The organism is Streptomyces sp. NRRL WC-3742 (assembly GCF_000720635.1).
Taxonomy (GTDB): Bacteria; Actinomycetota; Actinomycetes; order Streptomycetales; family Streptomycetaceae; genus Kitasatospora.
Genome location: NZ_JOCF01000011.1, coordinates 93,433 through 106,114 on the forward strand (window position 1 = coordinate 93,433; position 12,682 = coordinate 106,114).

11 protein-coding genes and 3 tRNA genes are annotated in these 12,682 nt (G+C 71.1%); 12 read left to right on the plus strand and 2 right to left on the minus strand.

Annotated elements, in window-relative coordinates:
• Nucleotides 1-54 precede the first annotated feature (54 nt).
• From IH61_RS0109515 to IH61_RS0109555, 9 genes are all read left to right on the plus strand, one after another.
• Nucleotides 55-585, plus strand: coding sequence for a DUF721 domain-containing protein (locus tag IH61_RS0109515; protein WP_031067792.1), 531 nt, complete (start codon nucleotides 55-57; stop codon nucleotides 583-585).
• Between the two features lie 269 nt (nucleotides 586-854).
• Nucleotides 855-2,876, plus strand: coding sequence for a DNA topoisomerase (ATP-hydrolyzing) subunit B (gene gyrB, locus IH61_RS0109520; protein ID WP_031067794.1), 2,022 nt, complete (start codon nucleotides 855-857; stop codon nucleotides 2,874-2,876).
• Nucleotides 2,877-3,006: 130 nt separating this feature from the next.
• Nucleotides 3,007-5,553, plus strand: a complete 2,547-nt coding sequence (gene gyrA, locus IH61_RS0109525) for a DNA gyrase subunit A (protein ID WP_051836679.1) — start codon at nucleotides 3,007-3,009, stop codon at nucleotides 5,551-5,553.
• Nucleotides 5,554-5,699: 146 nt separating this feature from the next.
• On the plus strand, nucleotides 5,700-6,437 hold the full coding sequence (locus IH61_RS0109530) for a DUF3566 domain-containing protein (protein ID WP_031067799.1): 738 nt from the start codon (nucleotides 5,700-5,702) through the stop codon (nucleotides 6,435-6,437).
• A 254-nt stretch (nucleotides 6,438-6,691) separates the two neighbouring features.
• Complete coding sequence (locus IH61_RS0109535) at nucleotides 6,692-8,062, plus strand: SAM-dependent methyltransferase (RefSeq protein ID WP_031067801.1); 1,371 nt, start codon at nucleotides 6,692-6,694, stop codon at nucleotides 8,060-8,062.
• Nucleotides 8,063-8,078: 16 nt separating this feature from the next.
• Nucleotides 8,079-8,155 (plus strand) — tRNA-Ile (locus IH61_RS0109540).
• A 127-nt stretch (nucleotides 8,156-8,282) separates the two neighbouring features.
• Nucleotides 8,283-8,356, plus strand: a tRNA-Ile gene (locus tag IH61_RS0109545).
• A 321-nt stretch (nucleotides 8,357-8,677) separates the two neighbouring features.
• Nucleotides 8,678-8,806: a DLW-39 family protein gene (locus IH61_RS48360; protein WP_211786189.1), complete on the plus strand. Its 129-nt coding sequence runs from the start codon at nucleotides 8,678-8,680 to the stop codon at nucleotides 8,804-8,806.
• Between the two features lie 170 nt (nucleotides 8,807-8,976).
• Nucleotides 8,977-9,049 (plus strand) — tRNA-Ala (locus IH61_RS0109555).
• 62 nt (nucleotides 9,050-9,111) lie between these two features.
• Here the strand turns inward: IH61_RS0109555 and IH61_RS0109560 are convergent.
• On the minus strand, nucleotides 9,112-9,849 hold the full coding sequence (locus IH61_RS0109560) for a DUF5324 family protein (RefSeq protein WP_051836659.1): 738 nt from the start codon (nucleotides 9,847-9,849) through the stop codon (nucleotides 9,112-9,114).
• Between the two features lie 176 nt (nucleotides 9,850-10,025).
• Between IH61_RS0109560 and IH61_RS0109565 the strand changes: the two genes are divergently transcribed.
• Complete coding sequence (locus IH61_RS0109565) at nucleotides 10,026-10,913, plus strand: rhomboid family intramembrane serine protease (protein WP_031067803.1); 888 nt, start codon at nucleotides 10,026-10,028, stop codon at nucleotides 10,911-10,913.
• A 329-nt stretch (nucleotides 10,914-11,242) separates the two neighbouring features.
• Here the strand turns inward: IH61_RS0109565 and crgA are convergent, their stop codons facing one another.
• Nucleotides 11,243-11,491 carry a cell division protein CrgA gene (gene crgA, locus IH61_RS0109570; protein ID WP_031067805.1) on the minus strand — a complete coding sequence of 83 codons (249 nt, stop codon included), beginning with the start codon at nucleotides 11,489-11,491 and terminating at the stop codon, nucleotides 11,243-11,245.
• 155 nt (nucleotides 11,492-11,646) lie between these two features.
• Between crgA and IH61_RS0109575 the strand changes: the two genes are divergently transcribed.
• A complete protein-coding gene (locus IH61_RS0109575) occupies nucleotides 11,647-12,420 on the plus strand; it encodes a DUF881 domain-containing protein (protein WP_420713874.1) in 774 nt (257 codons plus the stop codon).
• A 69-nt stretch (nucleotides 12,421-12,489) separates the two neighbouring features.
• On the plus strand, nucleotides 12,490-12,669 hold the full coding sequence (locus tag IH61_RS0109580; RefSeq protein WP_031067809.1) for a hypothetical protein: 180 nt from the start codon (nucleotides 12,490-12,492) through the stop codon (nucleotides 12,667-12,669).
• Nucleotides 12,670-12,682: the final 13 nt, after the last annotated feature.

Consider the following 12,682-nt stretch of genomic DNA (forward strand, 5'->3'; position numbering starts at 1 on the left):
TCCCGTACGCTGGATCGCTCAGCGTTGTCCACAGGCTGGGGAAAGGAGATCGCCGTGAGCGAGCCGGCGGAGACTTCCCCAGGGGCCGGGCTGACCGGAGCCGACCTCGCCCGCTCCGCACTGCGGGCGGCCCGGGCCCAGGCCAAGCAGCGCGGCGAGCAGGTCCAGCAGAAGCGCGAGGCGAAGCGCCACGGTCTGCGCAGCGGCGCCCGCTCGGACGGCCGTGACCCCGTTCCGCTGGGTGCGGCGCTGAACCGGCTGCTGACCGAGCGCGGCTGGGAGTCCTCGGCCGCGGTCGGCGGGGTGATGGGCCGCTGGCCGCAGATCGTCGGCCCCGACATCGCCGCGCACTGCCACCCCTCCTCCTACGACGACGCCGAGGCCGTCCTCACCGTGCAGTGCGACTCCACCGCGTGGGCCACTCAACTTCGCTGGCTGGCGCGTCAGTTGGTGGCCCGTCTGAACCACGAGCTGGGCCATGGCACCGTCAGGACCATCAAGGTGCTCGGTCCGGCCGCGCCGGTACGCGGCTACGGCCGGCTGCGCGCTCCGGGGAGCAAGGGGCCCGGAGACACCTGGGGCTGACCGGTGCCGGCCCCCGGCCCGGCGGCGACCCCGGTCGGATGGCGATCTTCCGGAACCCCTGACAGCCCTTTCAAGCGCTCTGGGCCCCCCGGTCGAGTATCGGGACACGTCCAGAGGGGATTCAGGGCGGCGTATCTGCCTTCAAGGGCTGCCAAACGCCCATCTCTGTCAGTCCTACCGGTAGACTGAAGAGCAAACACTGTTGCCAGTGGCAACCGAGTCGAAACGCCGTGGTCGCACGCTCGCCCGCAGGGGTGGGCATGCGGCCCGTGCTGTGCCAGAGAGGGCGCTTCGTGGCCGATTCCGGCAACCCCAGCCAGACCCCAGACCAGACCGACCAGGGCGAGAAGTCCTACAACGCCAGCAACATCCAGGTGCTGGAGGGCCTCGACGCCGTCCGCAAGCGTCCCGGCATGTACATCGGCTCGACCGGTGAGCGTGGCCTGCACCACCTGGTGCAGGAGGTCGTGGACAACTCCGTCGACGAGGCCATGGCCGGGCACGCGGACACCATCGACGTCACGATCCTGCCCGACGGCGCCGTGCGGGTGACCGACAACGGCCGCGGCATCCCGGTCGGCATCGTCCCCGGGCAGGAGAAGCCGGCCGTCGAGGTCGTGCTCACCGTGCTGCACGCGGGCGGCAAGTTCGGCGGCGGCGGGTACGCGGTCTCCGGCGGTCTGCACGGCGTCGGCGTCTCGGTCGTGAACGCGCTCTCCACCCGGCTCTCGGTGGAGATCCACACCGAGGGCCACATCTGGACCCAGGACTACAAAATGGGCGCGCCGACCGCCGCCCTGGTCAAGGGCGCCGAGACCGACCGCACCGGCACCACGGTGACCTTCTGGGCCGACGGCGACATCTTCGAGACCACCGTCTACTCCTTCGAGACGCTCTCCCGGCGCTTCCAGGAGATGGCCTTCCTCAACAAGGGCCTGTCGATCTCGCTGACCGACGAGCGCCCCGAGCACGTGGACGAGGAGGGCAAGCCGCTCACCGTCACGTACAAGTACGACGGCGGCATCGCCGACTTCGTCGCCCACCTCAACTCCCGCAAGGGCGAGGTCATCCACCCCTCGGTCATCGACTTCGAGGCGGAGGACAAGGACAAGGCGATCTCGGTGGAGATCGCGATGCAGTGGAACTCCTCCTACACCGAGGGGGTCTACAGCTTCGCCAACACCATCCACACCCACGGCGGCGGTACCCACGAGGAGGGCTTCCGCGCGGCCCTGACCGGCCTGGTCAACCGCTACGCGCGCGACAAGAAGCTGCTCCGCGAGAAGGACGACAACCTCTCCGGCGAGGACATCCGCGAGGGCCTGACCGCGATCATCTCGGTCAAGCTCGGCGAGCCGCAGTTCGAGGGCCAGACCAAGGACAAGCTGGGCAACACCGAGGCCAAGACCTTCGTCCAGAAGGTCGTCCACGAGCAGCTCAACGACTGGCTGGACCGCAACCCCAACGAGGCCGCGGACATCATCCGCAAGTCCATCCAGGCCGCCACCGCGCGCGTCGCCGCCCGCAAGGCCCGCGACCTGACGCGCCGCAAGGGCCTGCTGGAGTCCGCCTCGCTGCCGGGCAAGCTCTCCGACTGCCAGTCCAAGGACCCCTCCGAGTGCGAGATCTTCATCGTCGAGGGTGACTCCGCGGGCGGCTCGGCCAAGCAGGGCCGCGACCCGCGCACCCAGGCCATCCTGCCGATCCGCGGCAAGATCCTGAACGTCGAGAAGGCCCGCATCGACAAGGTGCTGCAGAACACCGAGGTCCAGGCGCTGATCTCGGCCTTCGGCTGCGGCATCCAGGAGGACTACGACGAGTCCAAGCTGCGGTACCACAAGATCGTCCTGATGGCCGACGCCGACGTCGACGGACAGCACATCCGCACCCTGCTGCTCACCCTGCTGTTCCGCTTCATGCGGCCGCTGGTCGAGTCCGGGTACGTCTACCTGGCCATGCCCCCGCTGTACAAGATCAAGTGGGGCAAGGACGACTTCGAGTACGCCTACTCCGACCGCGAGCGCGACGCCCTGATCGCCGCCGGCGTCGAGGCCGGCCGCCGGCTGCCCAAGGACGACGCGATCCAGCGCTTCAAGGGTCTCGGCGAGATGAACGCCGAGGAGCTGCGCGTCACCACCATGGACGCCGAGCTGCGGCTGCTGCTCCAGGTCACCCTGGAGGACGCCGCCCGCGCCGACGAGCTGTTCTCCGTGCTGATGGGCGAGGACGTCGAGGCCCGGCGCTCCTTCATCCAGCGCAACGCCAAGGACGTCCGCTTCCTGGACGTGTGACGCGCCCGCGACCCGGGCCCCGCACGTACCAGTCCGCGTGAAAGGAAACTGACCACCAGTGGTCGACGACAACCGTCCCGAAGGCGACCAGCCCGAGACTCCCGCCGCCGAGGGCACCGCCCTGACGACCATGCGGATCGAGCCGGTCGAGCTCGAGACCGAGATGCAGCGCTCCTACCTCGACTACGCGATGAGCGTGATCGTCAGCCGGGCGCTCCCCGAGGTCCGTGACGGCCTCAAGCCGGTGCACCGCCGCGTGCTCTACGCGATGTACGACGGCGGGTACCGGCCCGAGAAGGGCTACTACAAGTGCGCCCGCGTCGTCGGCGACGTGATGGGCAACTACCACCCGCACGGTGACACCTCGATCTACGACACCGTGGTCCGCCTGGCCCAGCCGTGGTCGATGCGGATGCCGCTGGTGGACGGCAACGGCAACTTCGGCTCCCCGGGCAACGACCCGGCGGCGGCCATGCGCTACACCGAGTGCAAGCTGATGCCGCTGGCCATGGAGATGATGCGCGACATCGACGAGGAGACCGTCGACTTCGCGCCCAACTACGACGGCCGCTCGCAGGAGCCGACCGTCCTCCCGGCCCGCTTCCCCAACCTGCTGGTCAACGGTGTCTCCGGCATCGCGGTCGGCATGGCCACCAACATCCCGCCGCACAACCTGCGCGAGGTCGCCTCCGGCGCGCTCTGGTACCTGGAGAACCCGGAAGCCTCCGCGGAGGAGCTGCTGGAAGCCCTGATCGAGCGGATCAAGGGCCCCGACTTCCCCACCGGCGCGCTGATCGTCGGCCGCCGCGGCATCGACGACTACTACCGCACCGGTCGCGGCTCGGTCACCATGCGCGCCGTCGTCGAGGTCGAGGAGATCCAGGGCCGCCAGTGCCTGGTCATCACCGAGCTGCCCTTCCAGGTCAACCCGGACAACCTCGCGCTGAAGATCGCCGACCTGGTCAAGGACGGCAAGATCGCCGGCATCGCCGACGTCCGCGACGAGTCCTCCTCCCGCACCGGCACCCGCCTGGTCGTCGTGCTCAAGCGCGACGCGGTCGCCAAGGTCGTGCTCAACAACCTGTACAAGCACACCGAGCTGCAGACCAACTTCGGCGCCAACATGCTGGCCCTGGTCGACGGCGTGCCGCGCACGCTGTCGCTCGACGCCTTCATCCGGCACTGGGTCAACCACCAGGTCGAGGTCATCGTCCGGCGCACCACCTTCCGGCTGCGCAAGGCCGAGGAGCGCGCCCACATCCTGCGCGCCCTGCTCAAGGCCCTGGACCTGATCGACGAGGTCATCGCGCTGATCCGGGCCTCGGCCAGCGCCGACGCCGCCCGCACCGGCCTGATGGGCCTGCTCGACATCGACGAGCTCCAGGCCAACGCCATCCTCGAGATGCAGCTGCGCCGTCTGGCCGCCCTGGAGCGCCAGCGGATCATGGACGAGCACGACGAGCTGCAGCGGAAGATCGACGAGTACAACGCGATCCTCGCCTCGCCGACCCGTCAGCGGGAGATCATCTCCGAGGAGCTCGCCGCGCTCGTCGAGAAGTACGGCGACGAGCGGCGCTCCACCCTCATCCCGTCCGACGGCGACCTCTCCATCGAGGACCTCATCGCCGAGGAGGACATCGTCGTCACGATCACCCGTGGCGGCTACGTCAAGCGGACCCGCTCCGACCTGTACCGCTCGCAGAAGCGCGGCGGCAAGGGCGTGCGCGGTGCCCAGCTCAAGCAGGACGACCTCGTCGACCACTTCTTCGTGACGACGACCCACAACTGGATCCTGTTCTTCACCAACAAGGGCCGGGTCTACCGCGCCAAGGGCTACGAGTTGCCGGACGCCGGCCGCGACGCCCGCGGCCAGCACGTGGCCAACCTCCTGGCCTTCCAGCCGGAGGAGCACATCACCCAGGTGATGGCCGTGCGCACCTACGAGGACAAGCCGTACCTGGTCCTCGCCACCCGGGCCGGCCTGGTGAAGAAGTCCGCCCTCAAGGACTACGACTCCCCGCGCTCCGGCGGCCTGATCGCGATCAACCTGCGCCAGGACGAGCACGGGAAGGACGACGAGCTGATCGGCGCCGAGCTGGTCTCCTCCGAGGACGACCTGCTGCTGGTCTCCAGGAAGGCCCAGTCGATCCGCTTCACCGCCACGGACGACGCCCTGCGCCCCACGGGCCGCGCCACCTCCGGCGTCAAGGGCATGGCGTTCCGGGAGGACGACGAGCTCCTCTCCATGAACGTCGTCCGTGAGGGTACGTACGTGTTCACCGCCACGGACGGCGGGTACGCCAAGCGGACCTCGGTGGACGAGTACCGTGTCCAGGGGCGCGGCGGCTACGGCACCAAGGCGGCGAAGATCGTCGAGGGCCGGGGCTCGCTGGTCGGCGCGCTCGTGGTCGACGACAGCGACGAGATCATGGCGATCACCCTCTCGGGCGGGGTGATCCGCACGAGGGTTTCCGAGGTTCGTGAAACCGGACGTGACACCATGGGCGTCCAACTGATCAACCTCGGAAAGCGCGATGCGGTGGTCGGCATGGCCCGCAACGCCGAGGCCGAGGACGAGGAGACGGCGGAGGACGAGGATTCGGACATCGAATCCACCGAGTCCGCCGAGACGGCCGAGGGTACGGGGACGACGGTCGGCGGCGACGCCGAGGTCTGAGCCGGACCACGAACCGGTGGCGCCGCGTCGGGAACACCCGACGCGGCGGCGCCGGTTCGCCGACCAGTTCCGGGCAATTCCGCCGGGTGCTGGATGACGAGTGACGGATCAGGGCACCGCCCTGGTGGGAAGTGCGGGAGGACCAGGTGAGTGGAGCCACGGGTGCTGCGGGAGGACCCTCCGGCGGCCGTCCGGGCGCGCAGGGCGGGGGTTACGGCGCACCGCAGCCGCCGGCCGAGCACTCGGCCGGGTCCACCTCGCTGATGCCACCGGTCGGCGGGGCGGGCCAGACGTACGGCGGGCAGACGCCCCCGCCGCCGCCGCCGAGCAGTCCGGCCCCCGGCGGGGGCGGCTTCTCGCAGCCGACGACCTACACCAAGGGCCAGCCGACCCCGCCCCGGGGCACCCGGACCTCGGGCAACACCCCGGCCGGCGGCACGCCCGTCCCCGGGGCCGCGCGCCGGCCCTCCGCCGCCCCGGCCGCAGCCGCGGCCGGGCTCGGCCGCACGCGCAAGGCCCGGCTGCGGGTGACCAAGATCGACCCGTGGTCGGTCATGAAGGTCAGCTTCCTGCTCGCCGTGGCGGTCGGGATCATCATCATCGTGGCCTCGGCCGTGCTGTGGATGACCCTGGACTCGCTCGGCGTCTTCGACTCGCTGACCAAGACCATGAAGGACGTCACCGGCGGCGGCGCGGAGAACGCCGGCAACCAGCTGAACCTGATGGACTACATCGGCTTCGGCAAGGTCATGATGTTCACCACCCTGATCGCCGTGGTCGACGTCGTGCTGCTGACCGCGCTGTCCACCCTCTCGGCGTTCATCTACAACGCCGCGGCCGGCTTCACCGGTGGTGTCGAGCTGACCCTCGCCGAGGAGGAGTGACCCCGGCCGGAAACTGACCACGGGTCAACCGGCCGTCCTCGAACGGAATGTACGGGCCCCACAGGCTGTTGCAGCCTGTGGGGCCCGTCGGCATTTCGGGTGACAGCCGGCCGCCCGCGGCGTGCCGCCCGGAAGCGGGTCGGCCGCGGTGGGCTTAGCTGGACGCCGCCTCCAGGGACTGCCGCAGGCCGCCCCCGGTCCGCCCGACCGGGGTCAGGTGAGGTTCCGCAGGGACGGCTGGACGGAGGCGCGAGGTGGCGAAGCTCGCAGGTCAACTGGTGGAAGCGCTGGAGGGGCTGCTGGGAGTCCCCGTACCGCTCCGGCTGCAGGCGTGGGACGGCAGCGTGGCCGGGCCGCCCGGGGCCCCCACCCTGGCCCTGCGCAACCGGAAGGCGCTGCGCCGCCTGCTGTGGCAGCCGGGGGAGTTGGGCCTGGCCCGGGCCTACGTCGCGGGGGACCTCGACGTCGCCCCCGGCAGCGACCTGTACGAGGTGCTCTCCGTCGTCGGCCGCTTCTCCGAGCGGCCCGACATCCGCGCCCTGGACCTCGGCCCGCGCCGACTGCTCGGCCCCGACGGCCGCCGGGCCCTCGCCGTCGCCCTGCGGGTCGGGGCGCTGGGCCCCGAGCCCGTCCCGCCGCCGGAGGAGGTCGGCCGCGTCCGCGGCCGGCTGCACAGCCGCAGCCGCGACCGCGCGGCCATCAGCCACCACTACGACGTCGGCAACGACTTCTACGGCCTCGTGCTGGGCTCCTCGATGGTCTACTCGTGCGCGTACTGGACGCCGGAGGCCAAGAGCCTGGAGGACGCCCAGGAGGCCAAGCTCGACCTCATCTGCCGCAAGCTCGGCCTGCGGCCCGGGATGCGCCTGCTGGACGTGGGCTGCGGCTGGGGTTCGCTGCTCCTGCACGCGGCGCGGCACTACGGCGTCACCGCGGTGGGCGTCTCCATCTCCACCGAGCAGGTGGCGCTGGCCCGCCGCCGGATCGAGGAGGCGGGCCTGTCCGACCGGGTCGAGGTCCGGCTGCAGGACTACCGGGAGATCGCCGACGGCCCGTTCGACGCGATCTCCAGCGTGGGCATGGCCGAGCACGTCGGCTCCGAGCAGTACCGGGTCTACGCCGAGGGCCTCCACGCGCTGCTGGCGCCCGGCGGCAGGCTGCTCAACCACCAGATCGCCCGCCGCCCCGACCACCCCGGCGAGCCCCACCGCACCAGCCCCTTCATCGACCGCTTCGTCTTCCCCGACGGGGAGCTCTCCCCGGTCGGCTCCACGGTGGCCGCGCTGGAGGAGGCCGGCTTCGAGGTGCGCGACGTCGAGGCGCTGCGCGAGCACTACGGGCTGACCCTGCGCGAGTGGGTGGCCAACCTGGAGGCGCACTGGACGGAGGCCGTCGGCCTGGTCGGCCGGGGCCGGGCCCGGGTCTGGCGGCTGTACATGGCGGCCTCCGCGCTCGCCTTCGAGCAGAACCGGATCGGGGTCAACCAGGTCCTCGCCGTCCGGAGCACCGAGGAGGGCGCGGCGGGCCTGCCGCAGACCCGCGAGGAGTGGCTGCGGCGGCCGAGCCGCAGGCCGGGGGGAGTGCCCGCCGATACGGATTTGGGGGATCGGCCGTCGGTCCGCTAATCTTTCAGTGCGGCAAGGGCCTATAGCTCAGACGGTTAGAGCGCTTCCCTGATAAGGAAGAGGCCACAGGTTCAAGTCCTGTTAGGCCCACCACCGCGAAGGGCCCGGAGCATCGCTCCGGGCCCTTCGGCGTTCCTTCGACGTTGCCGCACCTCCGCCGCGCCACCGGGCGGAGGTGAACGCAGGGCGGATGTTCCGGTAATCTCTTGCCTCGCGACGAGGGCCTATAGCTCAGACGGTTAGAGCGCTTCCCTGATAAGGAAGAGGCCACAGGTTCAAGTCCTGTTAGGCCCACCGCATCCGAGGGGCCCGGAGAGATCCACAGCGATCCGCTCCGGGCCCCTCGGCGTTCCGTCGGGCCGTTTCCGGCCGTTCGCCCGGACGTTCGGGGAGGCCCCGGAGGATGTGGGCCGTCAATCCTCCGGCCGGGCCCGAGGGTTGGCCGTACGGTGGCTGGTCACGATTGGGACACCGGTGTGTATCATCGGCCGCAGGGCGGTCTGGCACCCGACAGCCCCGTTCGCTCTCGAAACACATCAGGACTCGTCGGCCCGGTCATTCCGGCCGGAGCACCGGCTCTTGAGTCCGCCAACGCAAGAAGGACGAGGTCCCGCGGTGAAGAAGCTCCTCCTGGTCGCCCTGGTCGCCCTCGGCGGCTTCTTTGTCTACCGTCAGGTCCAGGCGGACCGCGCCGAGCAGGACCTGTGGACCGAGGCCACCGACCCGATTCCGGCCGGCCGCTGAGCCCCCGGGCGATCTGACGATCGACGATCTTCGGAGGCGCCGCCCGCGCCTCCCGGACCGGCCGGTCCGGTCATACGACCTGACCGGCTGGTTCCTCTCCTGGGAACGGCGCCGAGGACGGCGTCGGAACCCGGTACGCTAGTGCCCGTCGGCACGCGCGGTGCCGTCGAGGGGCATTAGCTCAGTTGGTAGAGCGCTGCCTTTGCAAGGCAGATGTCAGGAGTTCGAGTCTCCTATGCTCCACAGCACGCGATGAGCGGCTGATCCGAGGTTCGGGTCAGCCGCTCATCGCATTCACGGGCCGGTCACTGGGGCTGCGGCCCGTTCCCGTCGTCCGTCCCCGGCTCGGTGTCGGGCTCTGCGGCGGTCCCGGGGGCGTCGCCGGCGGTGGGGGAGCCGTTCAGCGGGGCGGAGGCGGCGTGGGCGCCGGCCGGGCGGGGCGACTGCTCCTGCGGCGGCTCGACCAGCCACTCCGGGTTGCTGTGCCGCCGCCACCACTGCCAGGCCACCAGGCCACCGCCGACGGCCAGCACGCCCGCCACGGCGAGGCCCGTGGTCCAGCTGCGGCAGCGGCGCTCCCGGCGGGCGTTGCGGGCGGCGAGATCGCTGATCTCGGCGGAGCTGACGTGGCCCTGGAGGGCGGTCAGCGCGGCGGCGCCCCGGCTCTGGGCCTCCTGGGCGACGGGAGTGACCGCGGCGCGGGCCTCCTCGACCGCCTGGATGACCCTGGGGGCCACGGTGGAGCGCGCCTGGTCGGCGGCGCGGCCCGCGGACACCCGGGCCGCCAGGGCGGCCTCCTGGGCCCGGTGGAGGGCCTTGAGGGCGTTCTGCTGGGCCTCTGGCGGCAGTGAGGCGAACGCCTGGCCGACCTGTGGGGCGAGGTGTTTGCCGTACTGGGCGCGGAGGGCGTGGGCGGCGTGGCCGGCCTTGGGGCCGAGGGCGTCCAGGGCGGGGCCGAGGCGCTGCCGGGCGCCGTCCGCGAAATGGGCGGCGGTGTCCATGGTCCTGGTGGCGGTCTCGCGGGCCGTGTCCGTCAGGGTCACGAGTTCTCTCCTCCTCGGTGGCATCCTCAATGCACTTATCCACCTGAATGCTGATCATGCATCCGTATTCGTCCGGCGGCATGCCGGAGTGGTCCGTACGCGAGGCACGGAGACGTCCGGGGGTGCCGCGGGCGCCGCAGTACGCTGGCTGCCTCCGCACGGAAGGGGAACGGCTGATGGGCCCGGAGGACCGACCGGCGGCGAGCGGGCCGCAGGCCGCGCCGCCCGGCTGCTACCGGCACCCGGGGACGGCGACCGGGGTGTCCTGCACCCGCTGCGAGCGCCCGATCTGCCCGCAGTGCATGGTGTCCGCCTCGGTGGGCTTCCAGTGCCCCGAGTGCGTCGGGCGGGGCCGAGCCGGGGCGAGGCGGGCGACCACCCGGTTCGGCGGCGTGCCGGTCGCGGACGGCGCCCTCGTCACCCGGGGGCTGATCCTGGCCAACCTGCTGGTCTGGGTGCTGGCCGCCTACGTGTTCACGCCGCAGCTGGAGCGGGTCTGGTCGCTGTACAGCGTCGGGCTGCACCGGGGCGGCCCGGAGGGCGTCGCGGACGGGCCGGACCAGTGGTACCGGCTGCTGACCGCCACCTTCCTGCACGTGGAGTGGTGGCACATCGGCGCCAACATGCTGGCCCTGCTCATCCTCGGCCCCGCGCTGGAGGAGGCGCTCGGCCGGCTGCGTTTCCTCGCGCTCTACCTGCTGGCGGGCCTGGGCGGCAGCACCCTGGCCTTCCTGATCGACGGCGACTGGATGAACTCGCTGGGGGCCTCCGGTGCGATCTTCGGCCTGATCGGCGCCACGGTGGTGCTGCAGCTGCGGACGAAGGGCCCGCTCGGCCCGGTGCTGGCGCTGCTGGTCTTCAACGCGATCGTCACCTACACCCGCCGGGACGTCATCGACTGGCGGGCCCACCTGGGCGGTCTGCTGCTGGGCGCCCTGGTGGCGGTCGGCCTCATGTACGCCCCGCGCGAGCGCCGGGCCCTGGTGCAGGGGCTGACGGTGGCGGCCGCGGTGGCGGTGGAGGCCGGGATGCTGGCGATCGGGACGGCCCTGTACGGCGGGTGACGCCCGGGCGGTTGTCCACAGCGGGTGCGGGGCTGTGCGCGGGCTGTGCGCCGACCCGGGTGCGGACGGGTGTTCTACGCGTGTTCCGCTGTGCGATTCCGGCGCTCTCCGGGTGTCGTCCACAGCTGTGGACGGACGGGGCGCGGGAAGTTATCCACAGGCTGGGGAGACTTTTCCCCAGTGTGGATAACCATGTGGATAAACACGATGATCCGACTGTGGAGGCGATCGAGCGGCCGCGTTCGGACACGACCGACCGCCGCCCCGGGTCGAGCACGGTCCGGAGCGGCGGTGGGGGTCCGAGGGCGGGCCTCAGGAGGGGCGGAGCGTCACTTCCACTGGGTGGAGACGCCGAAGCCGGCGGCGATGAAGCCGAAGCCGACCAGGATGTTCCAGTTCCGCCAGCTCTCGACCGGGTAGGAGCCGCTGGTCACGTAGTAGGTGACGATCCACACCAGCCCGATCAGGAACAGTGCCAGCATCAGCGGCGCGACCCAACTACGGCCCGAGCTGATCTTCACCGCGGTGGTGGTCGGCGGTGTGTAGTCGGACTTCTTGCGGAGTCGAGACTTCGGCACGAGGGGATCTCCTGTCGATGCGCTGTGAGACCGCGCAGAGGCAGCGGGCGAGTCGGTCCGGCGGGTCGGTGGTCGAGAGGGTCTGGGGCCTCCCGCACGTGCAACCGGCGTCCGTTAGCGTAGTGGCTCGGCGGGTCTCAAGAGATAAGGGTACGGTGACTAATTTGTCGATTCCCCCTGAGTCGGCCGGTACCCGCCGCTCCGGCGCCCGAATTGTCGGACGTGCCCTGACCTGCGCCGTCTTCGCGCTCGCCGGACTGCTCTTCTACGTCAGCGCGCAGACCGCCCGCGGTACCGACCTGCGCACCGACAACTCCCTCCTCAGCCTCGGCGACGTCATCCGCCAGCGCAGCAACCAGAACCAGCAGGCCCAGGCCCAGCTGGCCGACCTCCAGGCCCAGGAGCAGCACCTCACCGAGCAGCAGGCCCACAGCCCCGCCGAGGCGGCCAGGCTGGACGGCCTGCGGCTCGGCGCCGCCCTGGAGCCGCTCCAGGGCGGCGGCCTGACCGTCACCCTCAACGACGCCCCGCCCAACGCCACCGCCCGGGTGCCCGGCGTCCCCGAGCCCGGCGTCAACGACCTGGTCATCCACCAGCAGGACATCCAGGCCGTCGTCAACGCGATGTGGCGCGGAGGAGCCGAAGGGGTCCAGGTGATGGACCAGCGGCTGATCTCCACCAGCGCCGTGCGCTGCGTCGGCAACACCCTGCTCCTCCAGGGCCGGGTCTACTCCCCGCCGTACGTCATCAAGGCGGTGGGGAAGACGGACGCCCTGCGCGGGGCCGTCGAGGCGGACCCGACGATCCACACCTACCTCAAGTACGTCCAGGCGTACGGCCTCGGCTGGAAGGTCCAGGAGAGCGGGGACCTGACCCTCCCCGGCTACTCGGGCACCACCGAGCTGCACTCGGCGGGCGGTCAGCAGTAGCGGGACCGTCCCGACCGCCTTCGGGCTCGGGTCTACTCTTGATCCCAGTCCGCTACGCGAGGGAGCACCATGTACGGCTGGATCTGGCGTCACCTACCGGGGAACACCCTGGTCCGGGCCGTCATCTCGCTGCTCCTCGTCGTGGGGATCGTCTACCTCCTCTTCACCTACGTCTTCCCGTGGGCGGAACCGCTGCTCCCCTTCGGTGACGTCACAGTGGACGGCGGCGACGGCGCCGCGGTCGGCTGAACCGGCGGCCCCG